This window comes from Streptomyces aurantiacus (genome assembly GCF_027107535.1).
Lineage (GTDB): Bacteria > Actinomycetota > Actinomycetes > Streptomycetales > Streptomycetaceae > Streptomyces.
Genome location: NZ_CP114283.1, coordinates 4,881,108 through 4,904,706, shown reverse-complemented (window position 1 = coordinate 4,904,706; position 23,599 = coordinate 4,881,108). Strand labels below are relative to the sequence as shown.

The 23,599-nt window shown below is 67.6% G+C and carries 21 protein-coding genes and 5 pseudogenes; 11 read left to right on the top strand and 15 right to left on the bottom strand.

What is annotated here, in order from left to right; genetic code table 11:
- Positions 1-710: 710 nt before the first annotated feature.
- Complete coding sequence (locus O1Q96_RS23675; protein WP_269250102.1) at positions 711-1,277, bottom strand: DUF4240 domain-containing protein; 567 nt, start codon at positions 1,275-1,277, stop codon at positions 711-713.
- 103 nt (positions 1,278-1,380) lie between these two features.
- Here O1Q96_RS23675 and O1Q96_RS44565 point away from each other — a divergent pair, with 103 nt between their 5' ends.
- Positions 1,381-1,902 (top strand): hypothetical protein, encoded by a 522-nt coding sequence (locus tag O1Q96_RS44565; protein ID WP_385292849.1) that lies wholly within the window; start codon positions 1,381-1,383, stop codon positions 1,900-1,902.
- Positions 1,903-1,912: 10 nt separating this feature from the next.
- On the opposite strand, the pseudogene O1Q96_RS44560 reads toward O1Q96_RS44565, so the two are convergent.
- The 3 genes and pseudogenes from O1Q96_RS44560 to O1Q96_RS23665 all read right to left on the bottom strand — a co-directional run.
- Positions 1,913-2,047: pseudogene (locus O1Q96_RS44560) on the bottom strand (IS5 family transposase); the annotation flags it as partial.
- Between the two features lie 64 nt (positions 2,048-2,111).
- Positions 2,112-2,474, bottom strand: a pseudogene (locus O1Q96_RS44555) (transposase); the annotation flags it as partial.
- A 64-nt stretch (positions 2,475-2,538) separates the two neighbouring features.
- Entirely contained in the window at positions 2,539-3,030 is a 492-nt protein-coding gene (locus O1Q96_RS23665) for a hypothetical protein (protein WP_269250100.1), read from the bottom strand.
- 578 nt (positions 3,031-3,608) lie between these two features.
- On the opposite strand from O1Q96_RS23665, the gene O1Q96_RS23660 reads away from it, so the two are divergent.
- The 3 genes and pseudogenes from O1Q96_RS23660 to O1Q96_RS44745 form a co-directional block, all read left to right on the top strand.
- On the top strand, positions 3,609-5,054 hold the full coding sequence (locus O1Q96_RS23660; protein ID WP_269250099.1) for a hypothetical protein: 1,446 nt from the start codon (positions 3,609-3,611) through the stop codon (positions 5,052-5,054).
- A gap of 158 nt (positions 5,055-5,212) precedes the next feature.
- The gene (locus O1Q96_RS23655; RefSeq protein ID WP_269250098.1) at positions 5,213-6,511 is read left to right on the top strand and encodes a hypothetical protein; all 1,299 of its coding nucleotides are present in this window, start codon (positions 5,213-5,215) and stop codon (positions 6,509-6,511) included.
- A 797-nt stretch (positions 6,512-7,308) separates the two neighbouring features.
- Positions 7,309-7,649 (top strand): annotated as a pseudogene (locus O1Q96_RS44745) (ISL3 family transposase); the annotation flags it as partial.
- 505 nt (positions 7,650-8,154) lie between these two features.
- On the opposite strand, the gene O1Q96_RS23645 reads toward O1Q96_RS44745, so the two are convergent.
- From O1Q96_RS23645 to O1Q96_RS23625, 5 genes and pseudogenes are all read right to left on the bottom strand, one after another.
- Positions 8,155-9,198 (bottom strand): alpha/beta fold hydrolase, encoded by a 1,044-nt coding sequence (locus O1Q96_RS23645; protein WP_269250096.1) that lies wholly within the window; start codon positions 9,196-9,198, stop codon positions 8,155-8,157.
- A gap of 665 nt (positions 9,199-9,863) precedes the next feature.
- Positions 9,864-10,131, bottom strand: a pseudogene (locus O1Q96_RS23640) (transposase); the annotation flags it as partial.
- An 87-nt stretch (positions 10,132-10,218) separates the two neighbouring features.
- Complete coding sequence (locus O1Q96_RS23635; protein WP_269250095.1) at positions 10,219-10,908, bottom strand: hypothetical protein; 690 nt, start codon at positions 10,906-10,908, stop codon at positions 10,219-10,221.
- Between the two features lie 10 nt (positions 10,909-10,918).
- Positions 10,919-12,952 (bottom strand): glycoside hydrolase domain-containing protein, encoded by a 2,034-nt coding sequence (locus O1Q96_RS23630; RefSeq protein WP_269250094.1) that lies wholly within the window; start codon positions 12,950-12,952, stop codon positions 10,919-10,921.
- A 173-nt stretch (positions 12,953-13,125) separates the two neighbouring features.
- Entirely contained in the window at positions 13,126-13,560 is a 435-nt protein-coding gene (locus tag O1Q96_RS23625) for a hypothetical protein (RefSeq protein ID WP_269250093.1), read from the bottom strand.
- A gap of 376 nt (positions 13,561-13,936) precedes the next feature.
- Between O1Q96_RS23625 and O1Q96_RS23620 the strand changes: the two genes are divergently transcribed.
- The gene (locus O1Q96_RS23620; protein ID WP_269250092.1) at positions 13,937-14,371 is read left to right on the top strand and encodes a hypothetical protein; all 435 of its coding nucleotides are present in this window, start codon (positions 13,937-13,939) and stop codon (positions 14,369-14,371) included.
- A 281-nt stretch (positions 14,372-14,652) separates the two neighbouring features.
- Positions 14,653-15,246, top strand: coding sequence for a peptidase inhibitor family I36 protein (locus O1Q96_RS23615; protein WP_269250091.1), 594 nt, complete (start codon positions 14,653-14,655; stop codon positions 15,244-15,246).
- Between the two features lie 189 nt (positions 15,247-15,435).
- On the opposite strand, the gene O1Q96_RS23610 is transcribed toward O1Q96_RS23615, so the two are convergent.
- The 3 genes from O1Q96_RS23610 to O1Q96_RS23600 form a co-directional block, all read right to left on the bottom strand.
- Entirely contained in the window at positions 15,436-15,795 is a 360-nt protein-coding gene (locus O1Q96_RS23610) for a hypothetical protein (RefSeq protein ID WP_269250090.1), read from the bottom strand.
- A 197-nt stretch (positions 15,796-15,992) separates the two neighbouring features.
- Entirely contained in the window at positions 15,993-16,460 is a 468-nt protein-coding gene (locus O1Q96_RS23605; RefSeq protein WP_269250089.1) for a hypothetical protein, read from the bottom strand.
- Between the two features lie 325 nt (positions 16,461-16,785).
- Complete coding sequence (locus O1Q96_RS23600) at positions 16,786-16,950, bottom strand: hypothetical protein (RefSeq protein ID WP_269250088.1); 165 nt, start codon at positions 16,948-16,950, stop codon at positions 16,786-16,788.
- Positions 16,951-17,022: 72 nt separating this feature from the next.
- Here O1Q96_RS23600 and O1Q96_RS23595 point away from each other — a divergent pair.
- Positions 17,023-17,139, top strand: a pseudogene (locus O1Q96_RS23595) (IS5/IS1182 family transposase); the annotation flags it as partial.
- A gap of 87 nt (positions 17,140-17,226) precedes the next feature.
- Positions 17,227-17,823, top strand: a complete 597-nt coding sequence (locus tag O1Q96_RS23590) for a hypothetical protein (RefSeq protein ID WP_269246440.1) — start codon at positions 17,227-17,229, stop codon at positions 17,821-17,823.
- Positions 17,824-17,834: 11 nt separating this feature from the next.
- On the opposite strand, the gene O1Q96_RS23585 is transcribed toward O1Q96_RS23590, so the two are convergent.
- Positions 17,835-18,062, bottom strand: coding sequence for a hypothetical protein (locus O1Q96_RS23585; protein ID WP_269250087.1), 228 nt, complete (start codon positions 18,060-18,062; stop codon positions 17,835-17,837).
- 138 nt (positions 18,063-18,200) lie between these two features.
- Here O1Q96_RS23585 and O1Q96_RS23580 point away from each other — a divergent pair, with 138 nt between their 5' ends.
- The 3 genes from O1Q96_RS23580 to O1Q96_RS23570 all read left to right on the top strand — a co-directional run bounded on the left by O1Q96_RS23580 (position 18,201) and on the right by O1Q96_RS23570 (position 21,011).
- Positions 18,201-19,754, top strand: a complete 1,554-nt coding sequence (locus O1Q96_RS23580; protein ID WP_269250086.1) for a site-specific integrase — start codon at positions 18,201-18,203, stop codon at positions 19,752-19,754.
- Positions 19,755-19,981: 227 nt separating this feature from the next.
- Positions 19,982-20,254 (top strand): hypothetical protein, encoded by a 273-nt coding sequence (locus tag O1Q96_RS44280; protein WP_331276060.1) that lies wholly within the window; start codon positions 19,982-19,984, stop codon positions 20,252-20,254.
- A gap of 553 nt (positions 20,255-20,807) precedes the next feature.
- Complete coding sequence (locus O1Q96_RS23570; protein WP_269250085.1) at positions 20,808-21,011, top strand: cold-shock protein; 204 nt, start codon at positions 20,808-20,810, stop codon at positions 21,009-21,011.
- Positions 21,012-21,228: 217 nt separating this feature from the next.
- Here O1Q96_RS23570 and O1Q96_RS23565 read toward each other — a convergent pair whose 3' ends face one another.
- Both O1Q96_RS23565 and O1Q96_RS23560 read right to left on the bottom strand, forming a co-directional pair.
- Positions 21,229-22,788 carry an MFS transporter gene (locus O1Q96_RS23565; RefSeq protein ID WP_269250084.1) on the bottom strand — a complete coding sequence of 520 codons (1,560 nt, stop codon included), beginning with the start codon at positions 22,786-22,788 and terminating at the stop codon, positions 21,229-21,231.
- A gap of 8 nt (positions 22,789-22,796) precedes the next feature.
- Positions 22,797-23,585 carry a thioesterase II family protein gene (locus O1Q96_RS23560; RefSeq protein WP_269250083.1) on the bottom strand — a complete coding sequence of 263 codons (789 nt, stop codon included), beginning with the start codon at positions 23,583-23,585 and terminating at the stop codon, positions 22,797-22,799.
- Positions 23,586-23,599 lie beyond the last annotated feature (14 nt).

The window sequence follows — 23,599 nt, the reverse complement described above, 5'->3', positions numbered from 1 at the left end:
CGGCCCGACCACAGACCCGACCACGACATTTCGCACCGCGCGGAGTCCGCTTCGACACGCGGACCTCACGGTGATCGGGGCGGCCGGCACAGCGGTGCGCACGCCCGGGAAGGCCTGCGGGCGAGCGGCACCTCGCCTCCCGAACCGGGCAACTACGCAACCAGAACTCCGGCTGCGCAGCCGGAAGCTGAGGGAGCCCCGTACGGCTGCGCACTCACACGCCCATGCCGATTGCGCACGACGCTCGGCCCGGTGCGCAGCACCCCGCGCACGGCTGCGCAGTCGGCAGCGCGCACCGATTGCGCAACTCGGACCAGACCGCCGTTCAGCGCCGGCCGCGCGGTGTGAGCAACGGGCCAGGCCGCCGCCACGCGAGGCGCGGTACAAGAAACGCAATACCGTCGAACGGGCGATCAACAAGCGCAAGCAGGCCCGCGCGGTGGCCACTCGCTACGACAGACGTCGCTACGTCTACCCCGGCACCACCACCGTCGCCGCCCTGACCATCTGGCTCCGCGCCTGATGGGTTTGGGGAAGTTCTAGCTTGAGTTTTAACCTCAGACCAGCCTCTGGTGTTCGTTGTGGGCGCATTGCTCCTGATGAGCGACGGCTCAACGTGCCGTGGACCAGGGTCGGTTGGAGTTCTGAAACACCGGCCGACGTGGCGCCCATCCCGTGGGGGTTCCGGAACCTGCGGGCCCCTGGGTGAGTCAGCCTGATCCAGAACCGAGATGGAGCGCAGCCAGCCGAGGCAGATGCCGACGCATCTGCTGGGCATCGCCGAAGTCGAACGACTCGCCCATGCCCTCGCTGTCCTCCTCTTCGGTCGTGGCGCGAGCGTCGGTATAGGCCTTCCAGGCCTCCCAGAAGGCGTCTGTGTCACCGGTCAGCCGCTTATACGCGATGGACGATACGAAGTTGAAGTCTTCATCGAAGATGACGTCCTGGTCCCTGGAGGCTGCCGCGGTACGCACGGCAGGATGCCCGGCGAGGGCGTCCGGGCAGGCAGCCGCCCGTTCATACCACTCGCGTCCGAGCGCCACCAGACCCGCCGTGAAGTCGCTGAACCGGTCATCGGAGCAGCCCCCGCCGATGAGGTAGGCGGCCGCCCATACGTCCCAGCGGTAGACCGCGTCGCGCAGACGGGAGAAGCGGCTCTCGAAGGCGAGGATCTCTTCCGCGGGCAGGGCCGACAGATGGTCGGCGACGGCGACGTCGAGCGGCTTGTCACTGTCCTTAGCAGCATCGAGCACGCGCCAGAACGCTTCGGTGTCCATGGCGGGCAGTCTGCCAGGGCGCTACGAAAGCCTCCTCTGCACGGGCCCTGCAGGTTAAAACTCAAGCTAGGGCGTGTGTCGGAAGTGCTCTAGGTTGGCTGATGTGAGTACGAGGGGGCGGAGTTACCGATATGTCGGACCGGTGGAGCTGAAGGTTGCGGTCCGGCCTGGCAGCGACGGGTGCCGGATCAGCTCGGCAGCAGAATTCGACGACTGGACCGCTGGGCGATCGGCGGCGGAGCTGACCGAGCCGTTCACGTTCGTGGTTGGCACGGACGGTGTGCTCCGGCTGGCGCCGCGTCGGAGCGAGCACGTGGCCTGTGCCGGCGGAGCCATGGTTTTGAGTGCCGGCGAGATCAGCTTCATGCGCGAGGCAGACCGGTGGACCGTGAGCGAGGTCAGCAACCAGTCCACCGGCTACTGCCCCGACATCGGCTCCTGGTCGGAAGTTGCTCGTGCTCTGGACGACGTAGGGCTAGAACGGCCGTCCGGGTTCACCCACGAGGTGGTGTTCCGCCGGTGCCTCGGCTGCCAGGAGCACAACATTGTGCGCGAGGACGACTTCGTCTGCGTCTTCTGCGGCAGCGATCTGCCGCAGGCGTGGAACGTGGATCCCGCCGGGTGATGGCCGAGGGTCACAGCCACTCGTTGATGGCTGCGATGAGGGCGGTCGCCTCGTCGCGGACCGCGAGCTTGTTGTATCGCGTGGCGACCGCTCGGTGTCTCTTGAGACGGTTGATCCCGCACTCGACCGCGTGACGCTCGCGGTTCGACCGGGTCGCTGCTCGAGCGGGCCTTGGACGCGGGAGCACCCGCGCGCTGGGTCGCGGACGACGAGTACACGAGATAAACGGTAACCTGGGCGTTCTCGACTCGGCCGGCCGTGCCGGTGTACTGACGCTGGACGCCGACGGTCGCGGTGCCCTTCTTTAAATCCCCCGTCTCGTTGACCAGGAGCACCGCCTCGGTGTTGCGCAGGTGCTCGACCACGTAGGCGCGTATGTCGTCACGAATCGCGTCGGCGTCCCATTTCGCCCGGTGGAGCAGGTGCTGCATGCCGTCCGGAGTGGCATCGCCCGCGTGCTCGGCCAGGGTCCAGCAGTTCCTCCTCGACAGGTCCGACAGCAGCTCGGAGACCAACCGCCGCACCCGGCGACGGGGTTCAACTCGGGAGAACCGGCAGGCGATCCGGCTCATCAGCCCTTCGAATGCCTCCTGCCAGTGGGCAGGCACTACGCCGGCTTCCGAGGCCGCCGTGTGATCATTGGTTCTCCCCACAACACCCCATGATCAACGGCGGCCTAGGACGCCACCGAAGCCAGTAGTCGGGCCCCTCGACCCGGTAGCGAACGTCGACACCGGCAACGAACCGCAGCTCACACACGAGCCGACGGGCGCCGTCCGGCGCCAAGCGGTGCGGCGCCAACAGCAGCTCCAGCTCGTCATAGCGGGCGTCGACCCCGCCGTGGGCCGGGTGGCTCTCCTGTCCGACCTCGCCCGCCTGCTGGCGCTCATAGAACCTGGCGTAGATCGCCCACTGCTCGCGCTCCAGCTCCGCCACCGCCTCGCTTGCGGGCCAGACCCGGTACTCATCGACTTCATGGCTGTGGTCGTAGACGAGCATCTCGAAGTAATGAGGCTTCCCGTCGATGTCAGCAAGGCCGGCCCACGGTTCGCCGTTCCAATCCGACTCGACGTACACACGCTCGAAGCCGTCCGCGATCAACTGCTCCTCACCCCAGATCTCAGCCACCCAGGCAGGCTACCGGCGAGCAGCCTCCGTATCCATGATCACGATCTACGGCTGGAGTAATACCGGGCCGGACACGGAGAAGCCCCTGCGGATGCGGCAGGGGCTTGCGTCGAAGCCAAGAGATCAGAACCCGGGACAGTCATTCAATGCTTGGCCGCATCGCCTCATCAGGTGATGAGCCGGCGGTACACGGGCTTGAGGCCGCACGCCGACACTGCCTCGCAACGGCCCGCGGCCGTCATCCACATCTCAGGGCGCCGTCTGCGAGGTGACGTACGCCGGACGGAACAAGGGAGACGACGCCGAGTGCCGTGACGAGCCCCGCGCCGTCCGCGAAGCAACTGCCCGACCCGTGGTCGGCCCGACCACGCCCCCGACCACGGCAGTTCAGTGCGCATGTTGCCGGATCGTGATCGATGGTCGGGGGTTGTGGACGCAGTCCTGGTCGGCGTCGGCGGGTGAGCTGCCTCCATGGATCCCACGCGCGTCCCCTCAACCGTCGGCACCACCCGTCTCGCTTCCGCGAACGGCGTGGGCTGCCCCGGCTGCCGCGCGCACAGGGCACTCACGGACGCGCGATGACCGGAGGCCGGATCCGCCGAGGCTCGATGGCTGGCGACCAGTTCACCCAGATCGCCAACAGCCTGTTCCGCGACAGCCGTCTCTCCTACAAGGCGAAAGGAATCTTCGGATTCATCAGCACGCACGAGGACGGCTGGCAGGTGACCGTCGCCGGGCTCGTCCGCTCCGGGCCCGACGGACGGGACGCAGTGCGCACCGGGCTGCAAGAACTGGAGACTCACGGCTATCTGATCCGCGAACGTCTCCGCCGTACGACCGGCACCCTCGGCGAGATCGTCTACTCCATCACCGATCAACCCACCTTCGTCGACGCCTTGATGGCGGACGCCGCCACGGCGCTCCCCGTGCCGACGGAGCGCATGGAAGGCCGCGGCGACTACGGCATGGGGATCCGCCGAGGCGTGATGGCCGGCGACCAGTTCACCCAGATCGCCAACAGCCTGCTCCGCGACAGCCGCATGTCCTTCAGGGCGAAGGGGCTGTTCGGACTGATCAGCACCCACCGCGAAGGCTGGCACATGACGGTCGCGGACCTGGCCCGCCGCGGCCGCGAAGGCGTCGACGCGGTGACGACCGGGCTGAACGAGCTTGAGCGCTACGGATTCCTGCAGCGGGACCGCGACCGCAACCCGGACGGCACCCTCGGCTCAGCCACGTACTTCATCACCGACCTGCCCAGCCTGCAAAACGCCAGGTCACAACCAGAGTCGGGAAATCCAGGACTGGATAACCCTACGTTGGCTGACCGCCCCACAAAGAACACCATCAGTAAGAAGACCAACAAGCAGAACAACAGATCCCTCCCTCCGTGCGCCCGCGGCGAAGCCGCGCGGACACCCGCCCGGCCGGACCAGACAGGCGCGCCCCCGGCAGATGACATGCATCCGGGTATCCGGCTGCTGCTGGAGATCGGGGCGAGCCGACCTGAACTGCTGCTGACCGGGAAGCCGCTGACCGATCAGGGCCGCGTCGTGACGGTGATGATGGACGCCGGCTGGAGCCCCGAACAGCTGCGCCACGTCATCACCGACCGGCCCCTGCCACACCCGGTGCGCACCACGGTAGGAGCGATCATCGCCGCCCGACTGAGGGCGGCCCAGGCCTACCCGCCGCCCGCCACAGTGGCAGATCACCGGGCGCCTTCGCCGGACGACGAGCCCCTCGCCCCGTCGACAACCGAGTCGTCCTCGACGACGGCTTCCGCCGCCCGCACGGTGAGCGCGGCCCTGACCTACCGGGCGCTCGTCGAATGCGCGGGCTGCGGCAGGCCCGGCACCGCCCCCGGCGAAGACCTCTGCCCGGCCTGCCTCGACTGGCCGCTGTGCCGCACCTGCCCCGGGCCGACTCCCCGCCGCGCCCACCCCGACGGCGACGGCCGCTGCGCCACCTGCACCTCCGCCCTGGCCGCCATAACCGACCTTCTGGAAGGGAGCACTTCGTGATGGACACCCTCCACACACCACCCCGGACGGCACCCCAGCAACGTCTCCGTCCCTTCGCCCGCGATCCCAAGCGGTGGGAGGACGAACGATCGCGCGCGCTGCAGGCCGGTCATGTCCGCCGCGACACCGCGTGTACCGGAACGTGTGAGCCCGTACTCGTGCACGAGCGCACCGGGTGGGGGTGGCTGGCCTGGACCGTGCCCGGTGACGGCACCCTGCCCGAGCTCCCTCTGCAGATCGGGGTACTCACCCCGGACGCGACGCTGACCCAGCGGCTGGCCGTGCGCTGGCTGACCCGGCGTCCCGCCAGACGCATCGCCTTGGCCCCCGCGAGCTCCGCATCCCTGCGGCTCTCCGCGGTCGCCATGGGATTCATCAGCCTCGTCGCCGCACTGTTCGCCCTCGGCCGCGGCATCCCCGGCGACCTCGTGCTGCCCGGGATGCTGCTCGCCCCGTTGCTCGCAGAGCACCTGCCCGACCGGCTCGACGACCGGGCCGGCGAACACGTCCGCAGCGTCGAAGGAGACGCCGCCTGCCAGTACCTGCAACGCCTCGCGGTCCTGCACACCTCCCTCGTCCAGGCCGCCGCCGGCAGCGACCGCTACGAACTGCGCCGCTCGGCCGAGACAGGCCAGCACCTGCTATGGGACGCCGCAGGCCTCCTCCAGAGCCAGGACACCCGCTCGGCCTCGGCTCAACTGATCGACCGCGAGCGGCTGATGGTCCAGCTCGCCGACCAAGTCGCCCAGACCCTGGAGGGCACCCGCACCAAGGCCCGTTCCGGCACGGAGAACCAGCCCAGCGGCCAGGAAGGCCCGTTGGGCCCGTACCCGCCGGGCTTCGAACTGGCGGCACGGCCAGCACCTCGACGCGAACCCGGCGCTTCACCGCTGAAGGGATACCGCCCCATGACCCAGGACCAGCCCGCCGACGACGTCCACACCAGGGACGTCTATCTGCTCTTCGCACACGAGCCGTACTACCTCGGTGACGGCTCCCAAGAGATCAACACCGTCGTGGTAGCCGCAGCCTCCCTGCTCCACCCCCAGGTACGACAGCCCGACGGAGCTCAGATCCACAACCGCCTCACCCAGGGACGCAAGCCAGGCGAGATCATCCCGCTCTCTACCCTCACCCACGAACTGGGCGGCGGCGCCGACTGGCCGACGGTCGGCGACTGGGAGACCGTCACCACCGACCTCGTGCAACTCGTCCGCGCAGGGGAGTGCGACGCCCTCAGCCTCGGCCTCCCCGAGATCGCACGCGCCCTCATCATCAGCGGCCCGCACAACCACGTGCGAGCCTTCGACGCCGCGGCCAACCAAGTCATCACCTACGGACCCCAGGAGCGCGCCACCGTTCTGGCCGAGGTCGACATGTTCCTGGCCGGCCTCGTAGCCGAGCAGGACCTCTGGCCGGGCGATGGCCTGGTGCCCACACTGTTCCAGCAGGCGTAAGACCACCAATCCCATGGAGCGGCAACGGCCGTTGACCGTGAGGTCCGTTGTCAGAGCCGGCCCCTGTGCCGGCCGCCGCCGTCCCGTGCCACCGGCACCCTCTAGGAGACGCTGACCATGTTGCCCACCACCGGGCCCGAGGCGTCCTTCACGGTCGTGCTCCTCACCCTGCCTGTGATCAGCGCCTTGCATTTGCTGATCCCACGGTGCTTCAGGACGCGATCCGAACAGGAGGTGTGGGGCCGCCACATGCGTGCGCTCGCCATCGCCTGGCCGGTCCTGCTGCTCGGTACTCTGACAATGCCCGCACTGTCCGGCAGGGTGCGGGCCGAACTGGGCATGGGCAGCATGTTCCTCTCCCTGGTACCTGTGGATCTGTGCCGCCGTCGCGGCGTCTTTCGTCACGGCCGCAGCAGTGGAATCAGTTCGCGCGGCACGCGCGGAGGCACAGCTCCGGCCCGTGGCCGAGGAACTTCTCCAGGGTGGCTTCGTTCACTTTGAGCGGCAGCGTTTGTCGATGAGTTTCGGTTCTGGCTCGCCTTCCGTGATGCCCGCACGCTGAGTAACAGCTGGCGCTCGGATGGGGCTCCGGGAAGTTGTTGCGCGAAATGACCAGGGCCGATCTTGGTGTGGTCGACAGTTGCGGTCCGGGGTCTTCGTGTGCTCGGCGAACGTACGCCGAGCAGATGCCGGGACTGAACCCGAGGCACAACAGCTGGACCGAGCCGTTGCGTGCGACTCTCGCCGCGGATGACATGGGCCTTCGGGTGTCCACCAGTCGCAGCGCCGTGTTGCGGCTGCTCGGCGCGTTGCCCGAACCGGAAGTCCCGTCCCCGCGTGTGGTTGGTGTCGATGAGTACGCCACACGTAGAGGACGGGTCTACGGAACGGTGCTGGTCGATGTCGAAACCCGTCGGCTGGTGGACCGCTGCCTTACCGGGAGGCCTCAAGCATGGCTGCATGGTTGGCGAAGCGACCTGGGGTCGAGGTCGTTTGCCGGGACCGCGCGCCGTTCTTCGCTGAAGGCGCCACGGCCGGGGCCCCCCAGGCTGTCCAGGTCGCTGACAGGAGGCATTTGTGGAACAACCTTGGCGAGGCCGCTGAGCGGGCTGTCGCCCGTCACCGCCAGTGTCTGCGCGTCCTGGTCCCCGATCGAGAGGAGAAAGCTCGATCCAGCCTGAGGAGAAGATGGACTGTCCATGGCGGAGCGACCGGTTCGCCAACCGTATCCGGGCCAGGCACGCCACCGTCCAGGCGCTGCCATCCCGGCTCCGCGATCTACGTGGCTACCAGGGACATCAACCTCCAGAGGAAGCTCACCGCGGTCGGGTTGCCGTTCATCGGGGCCCTTTGATCGAGCTCGCACTTGACCGGTCATCGGGGAGTACTGGCGGACCTGGTGGTCCCGGTTTTGGACGACGGGGACCACGAGATCCGGGTGGACGGCGGGATCAGCGCCGGGTCAGCGTTGCTGGATCCACCAGATGATCTACCCGGTCACGCTCGCGCCCAGGGCGCCGGCGCTGCCGTGAACGATGCCGTGGCCCGTCGTTCGGGCGAGGGCGCGCAGGCGGCGGACTCCACCTCGCCGGTGCCTTGGCGGCCTGGGCACCCCGCGGTTCGCGGTCGAGGGCTCGGCTGTTCTATGGAACCGGGCTGATGTCGCCGTTGGTATTCATGTCGAAGATGCCCTGCATCTTGCCGTCGACCTTCAGGTGCTTGAGCCAGTGCTTCGAAAGGCTGTGCACGTTCTTGTGCTGCATCTCCCACACCAGCGAATGCCCGGCGCAGTCCAGCTTGACCATCAGCTTGTGGTTGCCGGCGATGGCGTTGTAGAGCGCGGGGACCGAGAAGTTGAATTCCGGATCCTCGCTCGACGTGTTCACCTGCCTGTCGTACTCCCCGTACGCGATGAGGACCGGCACGCTGCCGCCGAGGACGCCACCCTGCCCCGCGGTGGTCTTGTTCCAACCCCACCGGACGAAGTTTCGGATGCGATTGCGCCCTTCACCGACTGGCCCCCACGTGCTGCCCACCGGATCGCTTGCCATGATCGCGTCCCACACCTTGTCGCGCATCTCATCTTCGCGCTGGCCCGCGCAGTGCACCTCGCTGCCCCACCCGTCCCAGGTTCCCCCCTTCGTGCTCACAAACGTCGGGAAGCCGGGCTGCGGCAGCGGGTCGGGGACGTTCGACGTGCCCTCGGGCGGGAAGATCGGCGCCAGCAGGAACAGGCTCGACACCTTGCCCGGGTTCTTGACCGCGTACGGCCCCATTGTGAACGCGGCCGCGGACCAGCCGATGAAGGCGACCTTCTTCACCCCGCGCTCGCGGATGATCCAGTCCACGACGGCGTTCAGGTCGTCCCGGTCGCTGTGCGAGTTGGTCAGCTGGAACGGATAGTTCGGCGGGCCCGGCGTGAAACCCGGAGGTCTCGGCTTCAGAAGATGCTGCTGGGCGGGGTTGACGTTGCGAGGGTCGTCCATCTTCGGCCGCGGCGACAGCCCTGAGCCCTGGAGATCCATCATGAAGACGTCGTAACCGGCCTTCGCCAGCGCATCGGCCCAGCTGTACGACTTGAAATCGAGATCAAAGCCCGCGAGTACCGGAACGCTCCGGCCGTGGAGCATCAGGACGGCCGTGCGCTCGTCGAGGTGGCCGAGGGTCGTGCCGTCGCGCTCCCGCACGAAAAGTTCGACGTGCTCGTCCCTATTCGCGGGGACGGTGGACTTGTGGGGTACCCGGTGGTCTTTCACGGTGACGGGCATGAGGATCCGTTCTATGAGCTCGGCCGGGGCGTCGTTGCCCGCCCAGACCACGCTCGACGCGCGGGACCGTCCGCGCCACAGCAGGGGGCCAGTCGTGTGACGTGCACTTTCTCCGTGCCGGCGGCGGCCTACTCCTGCTCGTCGTCCAACGGCGACAGCCACAGCGCCACCCCGTCGGCGGTCAGCTCGCCCGCCAGCCCGCCAGCCCGCCAGCCCCGTCGGCCCGGCGTGCCGCTCAGCGACCACCCGCACGATCCGCCTCGGCGTGTTCTCCACTCCATCGGCCGCCCGTTGCGGGAGGTGAGCAGCGGCCTGGAGGCGAGCGCCGATGCGGCTGCTCTACGAACGCCATTTGGCGCGTCGGCCAGGCTCGCACTGGACCGCGTGCTCCGGGACGGATCAGAAATGACGACCGGCTGGGTCGACAGCGCCGACGCCGACCAACGGCGCCAGGAAGTTCGAAAGATCCGCCAGACACTCGAAACGCCCACTGATCACTAATCGTGACCGGTTCACGGAGAGCGAGCCAGAACCACTTCTCATGAATAAAGAGGTCGTTTTCTCTCGATGTTCTATCCAGTAATCTACCGTTTACCCTCTGGTGTCGGGTCGCGCCAGGAGACGGTGGCCTCACCGGTGAGGCGGCGGGCCATCAGGTCGGTCATGGCGAGGGTGGATCATGGCTTCGGAGCGGGCGGGCAGGGTCTCGTAGTCACGGGCGAGACGTCGGTGGAGCATCAGCCAGCCATAGGTTCGTTCGACGGCCCACCGCTTCGGGATCGGGGGGAATCCCCTGGTCCCAGGGGTGCGGGCGGTGATTTCCATGTCGATGCCGAGGATGGCTGCGCGCTCTGAGCAGGCACGAAGCCCCAGGCCCCCTCCGGGGGAAGGGCCCTGGGGCAGGTGCCGACGCGGTGGCTCACCCGACCGGCGTGCTGTTCAGCCGGCCGTGACCGGTCGGAGCCGCCGCGCCTTCACACGACGTCCGGGCGCCGCCGGGTCGGCCACGGTGCCGGCTGTCTGGGCCCGGAACTCCCGGTGCCTGCTGGTGTCCAGCTTCTCGGCGACCCTGGCCAGGGCCCTGGCTTCGGGGCGGACCGCGATGTGGAAGTGCGACGCCTTCGCCGGTTTCAGGTCGCCACCCCAAGCGACTGTGCCCTCGCAGTCGACGAGGATGTCCCTCACGATCGCCTCATGATGCGGCCACAGCCGCTCGCTGCCCCCCAAGGGATAGGCCCTGGGGTGAAGGGCGATGGCGGTGCCGGAGAGGTAGTTCGACTCGAAGGCGGCGCTGACGGTACGGCGGGTGGTGTGGGCGGTGATGCCACCGCCCTCTCCCGTGTCGATGCCGGCGATCTCGTAGTGCCAGCGGCGCGCGATGTGCAGGAGGATCACGGCGGCGTCACCCTTGTGCAGGGACACGGACCGGGTGGTCCCTTCAATGTGGTGGACCGCGACGGCGACGGGGTCGATCCGCCAGCCGTTGGAGGAGGACTTGCGGGTCCACTCGGCCGGGCCCGTGGGGTCGTCGGCGGCGTTCGCGGCGGCGGCTGGGAGCACGGTGCCCTGCGCGACGACCAGAACCCCGGCGCCCGCGGCGGCGTTCAGAAGACTGCGTCTGGAGATCATGGGGGATTCCTCACTCACCGGTCACGAGGGCGGACACGCCGGGGTCGCTGCCCAGGCGCCATATGTTGTGGTCAAGTCCCCAGCCCGCCTGGAAGTCGTACTCCTTGATCTGGTTGAACGACCAGTTCTCCGGCAGCGGGTAGCCGAGGTTCCCGGAGAATCCCCAGGACATGCCCGAGACGAACGACCAGGTCGCCCCGACCTCCTTGGAGACGCGGATGCACACGTTCCGGGAGCCGTAGACGCCGAAGGTGTACCGTTTTTCGAAGTCGGCGAGGCCGTCCCGGACGCCCCTGAAGTACCCCAGCACGTGGCTGTCGATCTCCTCGTCCGTGGCGTCGTAGTCGATCGCGAAGTAGATGCAGGTGCTGGGGCCGATGCGATGCTCGACGGCCTTCCGGTGGGCCCTCGCTCCCTGGTCCCGTCCCTTGACGTAGGTGAAGTTCTCAAGCTGCGTGCCGTTGTACTGGAAGATCGGGAAGAACCGCAGGCCGGCGTTGAGGATCGTCTGCGGCTCACCCGGCTTGAGCGCCTTGCCCAGGTAGTACGGGTCGCCCGGGCTGAGATGCTCGTCGAGGAACCGGCCGACGATCTCGTAGCCGTTCGCCTTGAGCAGCCGGCCGCGTTCCGCGGTGATCTCGGTGATGCCGTCGCAGCCGGCCGCGTCCCGCGAGGTGTCGCCGGACGACACGAGGAGCTGGGCCCACGTCGTGTAGTCATTGCGGCCCGTGACGGGGAGCTGAGAGAAACGCTGGAAGTTCTGTACCCACCCCAGATGGGTGCCGGTCTGGGTGTCGATCCCGATATCCGCCGCCAGATACTTTGTCGCACCTTGCGATGTATAGGTGGGTGAGTTGAAGTAGCACGCGGCGCGGAAGAGATAGCGCAGGTCGCCGGTGAGAGTGGTGGAGCCCTTGCCCTTCAGAGCGGTTTGGGTGCCGGGCCCGAAGTACCCGTTGATGGAGCTGAGGGCGATGCCGGTCTCGTACTGGATGGCCATCATCAGGCCCTGCTGGACATCGCGCGAGTAGACGCCGTCACAGGGCACGAGACCCATCGCGGGAATGCGGATACTTGCGACATAGCGGGAGTTGAGTCGCTGCTGGATGCTGCGGATGACGTCGTCCCCGCCCTGCACCTTGCGGAACTGGTCCATGCGCATCAGGGCTCTGACGACGTGCGGCCACAAGGCCCGGCGCTGTCCCAGATCGGCGTACGGCAGGCCGATGTCACCGTAGAGCTGGGCGAGGGCGTCCTCAGAGTCTCCTGTCCAGCGGTCGAGGTCGGTCGACGTCCAGTAACCCTTGGCCCACAGCGCGCCGTTGTAGATCCTGATCAGGTTCTTGTTGCCGTCCTCGCCCGGGAGTAGCCCGCGGTTCTTGACGGCGTTGAAGGTCCCGGGACCGAAGTTCTGAACGGTGGGCGATATGCCGAGTTCATGCTGGAGTCCCTGCGTGAGCGACAGCACCGTGGGCCATCCGGTGTACCCGGTGTCCGAACAGGCGACGTATCCGGACGCCGTGGCGTAGGCCTCATTGACCCATTTCTGCGTCCGGTACACATAGATATCGGCTGGGCCCCGCCACGATACCGAAGGGTCGATCGTCGATCCCGGCCGCGCGTACATGTGAAGGTTTCCGGGGCATTCCGTGCCCCACCCGAAGGAATGCGGAAGGATTTTTTCGCCGGCCGGCCGGGTGCGCAGGCTTCGCAGATGCTGGATGAGGTCCCTGATCGAGCGCAGCATGGCCTCGCTGGCCAGATTGCCGGAGCGGATCAATCCCAGGATCGAGTAGAACCCTGCGTTGCGGCCTATTTTCTCGTTGTCGAGCTCGATTTCTCCGCCGCCGTTGGCCTCACCACGCTCGTACCCCCGCCCCATGTAGATATGACCGTGCTGGCAGACGACGAAGTTGTAGGCGATGTCGCCGAAATCCTCCAAAAGGTGGCCCAAGTAGACGTTGGCGATTTCATTGCGGCAGTCCTCTTCCGTCACCAGGTTGCCGGCGTTCCCTGAACCGAGGTAGTGAATGAACACCCCCATCCTGCCCGACCAGGGATCAGTGGTGTTCGCGATGGGTTCTGACGAGGCATGTGCTCTTGATACGAGGGGTGTGTACTGTCCCCAGGTGGCGCGGTTGTTGATGGTGACTGACATCGTTCCTCATCTCGCGGCGGTTGGTCTGTCCTGCGTTCGCCCGTGCGGAGCCGCAGCCGTCAGCCCCGGCAATTCGGCACGCCGTCAATCCAGTTGGTCTGGTTCTTGATGTAGTAGCTGGCCATCCAGCCGCGTGTGCCGTTCTCGGTCATGACCCACACCCAGTACGGGTTGCCGCCGACGGTCAGTCCGCCCTCCTGCTGGCAGTACACCCACACCACCTTGGGCGCGCTCACCGTCGCCACGATCCGGTCGCAGTAGAACGGCCCCGGGTACAGCTGGCAAAACTCGCCGCCGTCACGGACATTGACGCCCGAGGCCCAAACGCCGTAGTGGTCGATGCCGTGCCCGTCCGCCTGTGCGGTGCCCGGCGCGGCAAGCAGGGCCGCGGCCGTGACGACCGCGGTACCGGCGACGGTGGCAAGTCTCCTGAGGAGAGCGGCTGTCCGGCCGCGGGCGGACGTGGGCAGGACGGAGCCCGGCATCTTCAACATGGTGATTCCCTTCAGTGACGAGCAATACGGGAGGCCCGCCTGCTGGACGCCGCACACGCTTCGCAGCCGCTGCCGAGCCTTGGAACCCACATGTGGCGGCTCCCCCTGACGGATGACAGGGTTGAGCGGGCGACTCCCGGGGCCACGATGGTGAGCACCGGGGGTACCCCCGGTGCGCGCGTCGAAGAGGACGCGGCACACACGGGCACCTCATGTGGTTGCCCTCAGGGTGTCCCGAGTCCCGGCCGCCCGGCGACCACTTTCGGTCTCGTCCGAAGCAGGACGGAGGGGCAGGACCTCGTTGCGTCTGTCACCGCTGTGAGCGGCACGAGCGAGTGTGGGCGATGGCAGCCGGTCACAACAGGGGGTTCTGCCTGTGCTGCACGTCCACTTCGCCGCGGAGGATCTGAGTCGTGTCCGGCTCGCCGCGGAGCCCGATCCTGCCTGGGAGCTGCTCCTGAGCCTTCACGCCCTTGGCGGCTCACCGGACCACATCGTCTTCGGTCGCTGGCGGGCCGAGGCGCTGGCGGCGCTCGATCTCTCGACCCGCCCGCTGCTCCAACTCGCCCCGCCGCGTGGATATTCGCCCGACTTCCTCACCTCATCCACAGCGGCCGGGGCAACGGACGCGGAGTCCGTCGTGGAGGCCGTGATGAGCACCAGTCGCACCCGACTACGCCGCGAACTCAAGTTGCTGGCTGCCCAGGATCGCCCCGATGACGGCGGAGGCGAGCTCTCGCCCACCGAGTGCGCCGCGCTCCTGCCCCGGCTGGCGGCGATCGTGGATCAGTGGCAGAACGAGGCTGGTTGACGGGGGTGCATCTCCACCCCGGTGCCACGGTCGGCGCGGTTGAGGCGGGCGGCCGAGTCTTGCGGATCAGCGGACCTGGGCAACGGCGGCGGCTACGAAGGCATTGAGGGCGTTCCGCAGATCTTGCTCGCGTTGGGCCGCGGATTGGGCCGACGGCGACGCACCGAGTGACCAGTGATTCGGCCGTGCCCGAAACGCCTGGTGCCGGTCGGGGGATGCCACGGACCCTGAGGGTGTCGTCAGGAGCGACGGTTCCCGCCCGCGCCCAGAGGAGAGAACGCATGAATCCACTGCACTTGCCAAAGTCGTTGAACATGCGCTGTGCCTCGCTCGCACTCGGACTGGTAGCCGCGTCCGTGTTCACGACGGCGCTGGCCTCGCCGTCGATCGCCGCGCCGGCGCAGACCGCCTCGTCCGCTCAGACGGCGGACGCCAGGATGGAGCGGGAGATCGCGGGCGTTCTTCGGCACAACGAGGGCGCCGAGCGGGTGGGGAAGGACCGGGTGCGGCTGGAGCGGGGTGTGGAGATGACCGTCCTGCCGTCCACCCGCGCGGCCGCCGGTATGAGCGACTGCCGGGCCGGTTACGCCTGTGTGTGGCAGTACAGCAGCTACACCGGCTACCGCCTGGACTTCTACTACTACGGCTCCTACGACCTCTCCAACTACACCGTGTCCGACGGCTCCAACTGGCGGGACAAGGTCAGCTCCTTCTTCAACAACCAGACCGGGGGCGCCTGGATGGTCGGCAAGGACTGGGTCAGCTCCGGCGGCAGCAGCCAACTGGCGTGGATCTTCGGCGGGCCGGGCGCGCATGCCCAGGCCCAGCTGTACGAAGCCGACAACCGAGCCGATGTGATCCAGCTGTATCCGTAGCCCAGAACCTGAAGACGCGGCGCGGCACCGGCGCGGTGCCGCGCCGCTGTCCGTCCGCCTTGGCCACGCCATGGCAAGGCCGACGGGCTCTCGGAGCTGGGGGTGCCTGTGCGAATCGCCGACCGGGCTCGAACCATCGCTGGACGTAGGTCACACCACGTCCGTCGGCTGGTCGCGAGAGCGCCCGCGTTAGGAGGCCGGAAGCTGTCCGAGCTGTCGGCCTCGGTCTGCTTCTGCCGCCGCGAGCGCCGCCAGTTCGCCGGCCTCGGTGAAACACGGCCCATTCCAGCATTCCGGGGCGGCGATCACTTGCCCGCGCACCTCGGTCCCGAGCCGCTGCGCTGCCACGTACAGGCGCTGCAGGACCGTGAGCGCCCGGACATCGAGCGCGCCTCTGTACGTCCACCACGTCCGCGAGGTGGGGTGGAACGCGGCGACGGAACGCAGCAGTTGACGCTGCTCTTCGAAGGCGGCCGGGTCGGCGGGGGCTGCGGCGGCGGTGACCTCCAGGAGCCACCGGGGAGTGTTGAGGTGAGGGGTCGACGTCATGCTGCGGACCGTACCGCCGGGCACTGACAATGCTTCGCAGCGACGGTTTCGTTGGGGATGCTGTAGCGCCGGTGGACCGTGGTGACGCTGGATCGCCAGGCTACGAGGCCCTTCTCTCGGCTGTCAGGAAGGAAGGAAGGGGCATCCCTGCTGTTCAGCGATCCGGCTGGAGCCGGGGGCGCGGGCTGCCTTGCGGATCAGCGGAGCTGGACAGAGGCAGCGGCTACGAAAGCGTTGAGGGCGTTCTGCAGTTCTTGCTCGCGTTCGGCCAGCTCGGTTTTTGTCGCTGCCCGGCGGATTGGACCGATGGCGTGCAGGGCCGACGTGGCGAGAGTGATGAGCATGGCGTCTTCAGTGAGTAGCCGGACTCGGAACTGAGCGTTCTCTGCGTCAGCGCCAAGTTTGTCGCATTCGGTGAAGGCGCGTCGTGTCTCGGAGCTGTCGGCGTCGGCCTGCTGGAGAAACCAGAGGGCGACGATCCCTTGCTTGAGTGCGGTAACAGTTCCAGCGTAGGCGCTGTAGGCCGTCAGACGTTCCTGGCGAAGCTGGAGGGCGCGGGCGAAAGCCTCTCCTTGCAGGCTGGAACGGCGCTGGAAGGTGAAGGTGATAATGGATCCCAGCAGGGTTCCAGCGACAGCGATCAAGCTGGCCAGCACGACCTCCATGTCGGCATCTCACCACGCACGCGCGCGTCCGAACACCCCCAGGCCCATGTAGCGGTAACGTGGTGGTACCACGCTGAGGTCAGAGTGCCCCGACCGAGTCTTTGCATCAGTTGATCAGCGTGTCTGCGGCGGCTGGGGTCTGCCGATGTACGGCAGCGACTGCCAGGGCGCTCGACCTGAGTCCTGGACACGGAACATGTGGATATCGGGCATCTGAGGTAGGGTGCCCCGGTTTTATGGTCGGGGCACCGTGGCAGGGTGATTCTGCGTCAGATGGCGCGTGCGGATGCTGTTGTCCTGCCTTGTTCCGACGACGTCGCAGTGCTCAGTGCCAGGTGCGGCATACGGCGATGACGGAGTCGTACAGGACGACGAGACCGGTGAGGCCCAGGGCGATGGGGGCATCGCTGTGGGGCAGGACGTGGGTGAAGTAGAGGCTGCTGGTGGTGGCGATGGCGGGCAGGGCGAGGGTTCCAACCGCCTTTCGCATCCTGTGGATCTTTTTGTAGAGCCGCTGGCGGACGGCGCGGGGTGGGATGAGGCTCCAGGCCGGGCTCGGCCCGCCTGGCTGGCCGGCTACCGAAGGCTCCACCGCCGCTACGAACGCAAGGCCGAACACTTTCTCGCCTTTGTCGGCATAGCCGCGACCCTGATCGGCCACCGCCGACTGATCCGGTGAACCAATCGATCGGGATCAACAGTCGGCCAGCACCGGTGGTGTCAGTGACGGCTCGTAGGGTGCGCTGGTATTCGACGAGGAGGTTCCATGGGCTTTTCCGGTCATCTGGTCTTTGCGCGCAGCGAGCGCCCCCTGCTGGAAGCACCCCTGTTCGGCAGCACCGGTCCAGGGCTGAGGGACAACGTGTACGCGTGGCAGCCGCGACCAGGCGGCTGGCAGACCCTGCAATTGGAGCAAGGCATCTGGGAGGACGAGCACCTGCCCACCTTGGTCGAATGGACCGGCGCGCCGGCCTGCGTCGCTGATGTCTCCGACAGCAGCATCGCCCTCGTGACCGGCCTCAACACCGGTGGGCACCGCTGGCAGGCATGGCTCAACCTGGAAAACGCCGCTGCTCTCCTCGTCGAGGACCCCGAGGACGTAGACGACGTGAGCCTGTGGATAGCCACCCCGGAGTTCGAAGAAGCCATCGGACGCAAGCGCGCAGAGCTCGATGCGGAGGTGCCGGCCGACGCCGAAGGTGCTCTTGCGTGGGCTACAGCAGCTGGTGTCCAGACCACGGCGCAGCAGTCCCGGATCGAGGAACTGCTACGTGCACGGGAGACCTTCGTAGAGGAGCTGTTCGACGCGCTGCTGGATGAACTGGGCTTCCCTAAAGCCGCCCAGTCCTCATCACAGCCATAAGAAACGATGTCCTATCGCGGCCTCGACGGTTCGGCCGGTAGATTCGGCAGAGCCTTGGCATTTTTAGCGGCGGCTGCCGCGACGGTCGCCAGGTCTTCGCCCGAGAAGCCGGCACGTCTCAGCACCGCCAGAGATTTGTTCGTCGCCAGCGTGCACAACGCCAGCTCTGCCGCCTCCTGCTTACCGGCTCCCGCTGCCAGCAACGCCTGCTCCAGCATCGCCCGCAAACCGTCGATCATGGCGCGGACCACCTGCGGGGATGGTCCCGTGTGCCGGAATTTGGTGCGGGTGCAGCGGCTCCTGCTCCCCGCTACGTGCCGGCCTTCCGTCCGTGGGGGCGACGCACGGCGTACTCCGTCGCGGGAATGGTCCGTCGGATGGGCAACACGACACCGCCGCTGAGCAACGACGTCTTCCAACCGCTCGTCGCGGCGGCCCTGTACGTGGTGGAGGTGCTGGCGCCGCACGTCAGGGAGCTGCAGCAGCAGTTGCAGGAGATGGTGCCGAACCGCCCGGGCCGCAACAACCGGGAGCGTCCGGACTGGAGGGTCGAGGTCCTGCAGGCCATCGACCGCCACGTACAGGAGGGCGATCCGTTCGATGTCGCCCTCGATCACGTCGTAGCCGAGCCGCTGGCGGACGGCTGGGATCCGGACGATCCGCTGCTCCGGGTGAACCTGATCTCCCTCGCCCACGAGAGTGGACGGCGCGCCTTCCACTACACGTGGCTACCCACGCTGCGCGGCCACCTGGAGAAGGCCGTCAGGGAAGTGGGCCTGTCCAAACGCTGGGGCCGGACAGCCGCCCTGGTGGATCGAGCGGACGGACGGGGCAGTATCCCCTGGACCCTGCCGATGAACACCACCGAGGCCCGACTGCAGCTCTCCCGGGCCCGCACCGCCTGCCTTATCGCGCTCGCTGCACTGACCGGAATGCGGAAGAGCGAACTGGCTGAGCTGACCCTCGACTGCCGCCTGCCTCCCGAACAGCTCGGCGAGGGCCGCGGCCGCTACCGTCTGAAGGGCAAGGTCATCAAGGGCCGGAAGCTGGGTGGTGAATACGATCAGTGGGTGACCATCAAGCAGGCGTATGATACCGCCGAGGTCGCCGCCTCGCTCGCTGACCGGGTGAAGAACGACGGTCACCTGTTCAAGTCGCTCTCCTTCTTCACCCCGTACGAATGGTTCCTGACTCGGGTCAATGGCCCAAAGGGCCGTCGGCTTGGGCTGGCGCCGATCCCCGAGGTGCCGGTCAGTCTGCGGATGCTACGGAGAACCCTCGCGGTGGAAATGGCGCACCGGCCCGGTGGTCTGCTGGCCGCCAAGATCCATCTCAAGCACATTTCCGTGGTCACCACGGAGGGCTATGCGGACTGCCCCGGTGGGGCCCAATCGGTGCTGATGGCCGAGTTCGGCCAAGAGGAGCGGGAGCACAAGGTGCGCGTCGCCCTCGACGCTTTCCACGACTACCGGAACGGTATCCGGCCTGCGGGGCCTGGCGCCAGCGACCTCCTGGACTTCTTCGCGTTCGTCGACGAACAGCTGGATTCCTCAGGGGCGCCGAACATCAAGCGCAGCGACCAGGAGGTGACGAACCTGCTCGCCAAGCGGGCCAAGTCCCTGCACCTGGGGCCGGTGAACTACTGCTGGTTCCTCGATCCGTCCAAGGCGCTGTGCCTCAAGCTCGCAGGGGCCCACGCCCGTGGGGCGACAGAGCCCTTGATCGGCATGTGCGATTCAGCGCGGTGTCCCCAGGCCACTCACCATGCCGGGCACCGCCCGGTGTGGGCGGCCAGCGCCGAAAGCAAGAAGGTCTTCATCGCCACCATCGGACGCGCACGGCGGACGGAAAGGACCCGGCTGAGTACGGAACTCGCCCGCGATGAACGGGTGCTGGCCGAGATCGACGCCCTCTGCGGAACGGGGGCATGACGTGGCCCGCATCAGCGACGAGACCCGGCGGAACAACGAGACGGCCATCCGGCACGTCATGGAACGGCTCCTTGCCGGTGACGTTCCCTCGGGCGGCAAGTGCGACATCAAAACCCTCGCGACCCAGGCCAGGGTCGCCCCGCACCGGCTTCTATCCCAAGAAGAACCGCGACGGCTCGCCGCGGTCTGGCCCCTACCAACACCTGGCGGAGGAGTTCGAACGCCGGTTGACCGAGCTTGGGGAAACGGGCGTGATTCCGGACCCGCGGGCTGCACAGATCGAGCGCCTCAGGGAACAGGTATCCGGACTGAAGGAACGCCTCGCCGCGTGTGACGCGCAGATCGATGGGCTCACCGACTTCAGGGAGCGGGCTCTGTCGCAGATCGCCGCCCAGCGGATGGAGATCGAGCGGCTTCGCGATGTCTTGGCCACGCCGTCGAATGTTCGTGCTCTGCCGAACAGTTCAGGTGCGAACGCACCGTACGGATCGGGCAGCTGAGCGCAAAAGGGCGAGGAGTCCGGCAGCCTGCGCGAGGTACCGCGGTCTCCCGGTACCCGCCGCTCACGCACGTTGCCCGGGACTCTGAAGCGTCCCGGGCAACGTCGTCCACACCTTCGGGCTCCGGCCACGCCCATGATCGCCGCGACCACCCTGATGCCGAAGCCGGCCGCCACCCCGCTAGGCATACGAAGAGTGTGAGATATGCGCCAAAATCCGGGCACTCCCGTCAGAAGGCTGCCCGGCGCCCGGGCCAGGGCGACGCAACGCGGTGGTCCGCCTGCCGGTGGAGGTGCCACGTCAAAGCCGTCCTGCCGCCCAAGCCAGTCCGGTCTGCTTCGCCGGGACGCGTGCCCCGGCGGATGAGTGTTCTTGTGGTGCGAGCAGGACAGTGCGTGTAGCGTCTGCGGTAGCTGTCATGGTTCGAAGTACCGGTCGCCCGTGAGCACACCTTCACGGGCGATTTTCGTTGTTCACCAGTCTGAGGACCAGGGCGATCACCTCCGGTTCCCCGCACGGTGCGGGACCGATTTCGAGTCCCCTTGGAGGACACATGGCCAGCGGCATCGTTAAGTGGTTCAACGCCGAAAAGGGTTTCGGCTTCATCGAGCAGGACGGCGGCGGTCCGGACGTCTTCGCCCACTACTCGAACATCTCCGCCCAGGGCTTCCGCGAGCTTCAGGAAGGCCAGAAGGTGAACTTCGATGTCACCCAGGGCCAAAAGGGCCCCCAGGCGGAGAACATCACCCCCGCCTGACGTACGCCTCTTCAGCTGGCGCCGCCGCCTCATTGGCACTCGTCCTGTGAAAAGCCCGGCCGGGCCGTTACTACCGGCCGGGCTTTTCTATGGCTCGTATCTCCGCGGACGGCGGGCCGTCTGGGTGAGCGGTCATTTCAGGTTCCTGCGGGCGGACAGTTGATCGCCCTGTCCGGTATTGCTTTTCGTCCCCTGGATGGAGACGGCGAGCTGAACCTCACAGATTGTTCAAGGCTGCCGGTTGGGCGGGGGCAGCTGGTTGGGGGTGCAGGTGTGTGGGGCGGGTGGGCAGCCAGTAGGCAGCTGCTGCGGCAGTGAGGAGGGTGACTAGTCCGGCGAGGAGGGCGGTGGCTGTGAGTCCTTCGGTGAAGGACTCACGGGCTGCTGTGAGGAGGTGCTCGCGTGTGGGACTTGGCAGGCGGGGCGCGAGGGTATGCGGGGCGAGGACGTTTTCGGTGGCGGCCCGGGCGAGCTGCGCGGGCATGTCGGTACCGGTGAGCCGGTCGCTGAGCCGGTCGCTGTAGAGGGTGGCCAGGAGGGACCCCTGTACGGCCACGCCCAGGGCGGATCCGACTTGGCGCGTGGCGTCGTTGATGGCTGAGCCGAGGCCGGCCTGTTCGCCGGGGGTGGCGCCCATGACCGTTTCCGTTGCCGCTGCGACGGTCAGTCCGGCTCCTGCGCCGGCGACGGCCTGGAAGGCGATCAGATGACCGTAGCCGGAGGTGGCGCTTGTGGTCGCCAGAATGGCGAACGAGGCTGTGGTGATGAGCAAGCCTGTGACGATCGGCAGGCGGTTTCCCCACCGGGCTCCGAGCGGCAGGGCAGCAGCCGCTCCCAGTACGAGCCCGGCAGGGAGCGGGAGGGTCCGGACCCCGGCCTGCCAGGGGGTGTAGCCCAGTACGCCTTGCAGGTAGAGGGTGACGACGAACAGCGCTCCGAAGCAGGCGAAGGACATCAGTGCCAGTGCCGCGGCACCCATGCTGATCGATGGGATACGCAGCAGGGGGATGGGAAGCATCGGGAACCGGGCGTGGTGCTGGCGCACGATGAAGCCTGTGAGCAGGAGGGCTGCTGCGCCGAAGGCGGTCAGGACGGGCGTGCTGGTCCAGCCGTGGGTGGGGCTTTCGATGAACGCCCAGACGAGTGTGAGGAGGCCGGCGGCGGACAGGACGATGCTGGGCCAGTCGATGGGGGTGTGCGGTGCGCGCGACTCCGGTACGAGGATCAGGGCGAGCGTGATGGCGATGGCCGCGACGGGCAGGTTGATCCAGAATGCGGCGCGCCAGGAGAAGTGTTCGACGAGCCAGCCGCCGAGTACTGGTCCGGTCAATCCCCCGACGCCGATCACTGCCGTCCACAGGGCGATCGCACGGCGCCGTAGCTCGGGCTCGGGGAAGAGCTGGTGGATGATGGACAGCGTGGCGGGCATGAGCAGGGCGGCGCCGGCTCCCATGGCTCCCCGGGCCGCGATGACTTGCTCCGGTTCCTGCGCGAGGGCTCCGAGGAGTGAGGCCGTGGCGCACAGCAGGAGTCCGGTGGTGAAAGCCCGGCGGCGTCCGATGCGGTCGGTCAGTGAGCCGGTGGCCAGCACGCATCCGCCGAGGACGAGGGCGTAGCCGTCGATGATCCATTGGATCTGTGACATCGAGGGCTGGAGATCGGTGTGGAGGTCGGGGACGGCGACGTTCAGGACGGTCAGGTCGATGGCGAGAAGGAACAGGCCCAGGCACACGGTGAGTGTCGCCGCCCAGCGGCGAACCTCGCTCGTGCGTGTCACCTCAATGTTCATGGTGTCGCCACGGCGTAGCGGGCGGCGGCGTGCAGGTCCTTGCACAGCCGGTCGGTCAGGGCGCGGATCTGTTGGTCGGGGTAGCTGTGGGCGCCGGGGAAGAGCCGTGGGGAAACGGGCTGAGTGGTGAGGTCGCCCCAGGTACGCAGTCGTTCCATGGGAGCGATCGGATCGTCCTGGCCGCCGTACACGGCGACGGGGAGGTCCAGCAGCGGTTCGGGCTGGTGTCGGTACTGCAGGGCGAGAAGCAGGTCCGCGAGGATCGGGGTGTAGGCGGCGGCGAGGATCTGGGGTTCGTTCAGGAGTTCGTCGGGGATGGGGCCAAGGAGCCTGGCGGCGCCTTGCCTTCCGTCCAGCAGGACCGCGGACAGTGCGGTGACGAAGGCGTCCAGATGGGGTGCGGGCAGGGCGGAGAGTGCGAGCAGCACGGGCGTGCGGTGGCGGGCACGGACCAGGGCGCGCGTGGTCTCGTAGGCGAGCAGGGCGCCGAGGCTGTGGCCGAACAGTGCGAACGGCCGGTCGTCGTCGCTCTGGTGGATCAGGTCTGCGAGGACCGTGGTGGTGTGGTGAGGGTCCGTTAGGGATGCCTGGTCGGCGAGAGCGCCGCGGCCGGGCAGCCGGATGGCCCACAGGTCTACGGATTCGGGCAGATGCTCTGCCCAGGGGCGGTAGAAGCTGGGGCCGCAGCCTGCGGGCGGCAGGCACAGCAGTCGCAGTGCGGCGGCGGGCCGATCGGTGAGCGAGGCCAGGGAAGGCTGCCCGGGGTGGGCACGGTGCGATGTCACGGTTGTGTGTCCGT

Bases quoted from the DNA above. Each gene is read 5' to 3' on its own strand.
- O1Q96_RS23675 (WP_269250102.1), bottom strand. From the start codon at position 1,277: ATGGACACCGAAGCGTTCTGGCGCGTGCTCGATGCTGCTAAGGACAGT.
- O1Q96_RS23660 (WP_269250099.1), top strand. From the start codon at position 3,609: ATGACCGGAGGCCGGATCCGCCGAGGCTCGATGGCTGGCGACCAGTTC.
- O1Q96_RS23635 (WP_269250095.1), bottom strand. From the start codon at position 10,908: ATGATCTCCAGACGCAGTCTTCTGAACGCCGCCGCGGGCGCCGGGGTT.
- O1Q96_RS23630 (WP_269250094.1), bottom strand. From the start codon at position 12,952: ATGGGGGTGTTCATTCACTACCTCGGTTCAGGGAACGCCGGCAACCTG.
- O1Q96_RS23625 (WP_269250093.1), bottom strand. From the start codon at position 13,560: ATGTTGAAGATGCCGGGCTCCGTCCTGCCCACGTCCGCCCGCGGCCGG.
- O1Q96_RS23615 (WP_269250091.1), top strand. From the start codon at position 14,653: ATGAATCCACTGCACTTGCCAAAGTCGTTGAACATGCGCTGTGCCTCG.
- O1Q96_RS23610 (WP_269250090.1), bottom strand. From the start codon at position 15,795: ATGACGTCGACCCCTCACCTCAACACTCCCCGGTGGCTCCTGGAGGTC.
- O1Q96_RS23605 (WP_269250089.1), bottom strand. From the start codon at position 16,460: ATGGAGGTCGTGCTGGCCAGCTTGATCGCTGTCGCTGGAACCCTGCTG.
- O1Q96_RS23600 (WP_269250088.1), bottom strand. From the start codon at position 16,950: ATGCGAAAGGCGGTTGGAACCCTCGCCCTGCCCGCCATCGCCACCACC.
- O1Q96_RS23590 (WP_269246440.1), top strand. From the start codon at position 17,227: ATGGGCTTTTCCGGTCATCTGGTCTTTGCGCGCAGCGAGCGCCCCCTG.
- O1Q96_RS23585 (WP_269250087.1), bottom strand. From the start codon at position 18,062: ATGATCGACGGTTTGCGGGCGATGCTGGAGCAGGCGTTGCTGGCAGCG.
- O1Q96_RS23580 (WP_269250086.1), top strand. From the start codon at position 18,201: ATGGGCAACACGACACCGCCGCTGAGCAACGACGTCTTCCAACCGCTC.
- O1Q96_RS23570 (WP_269250085.1), top strand. From the start codon at position 20,808: ATGGCCAGCGGCATCGTTAAGTGGTTCAACGCCGAAAAGGGTTTCGGC.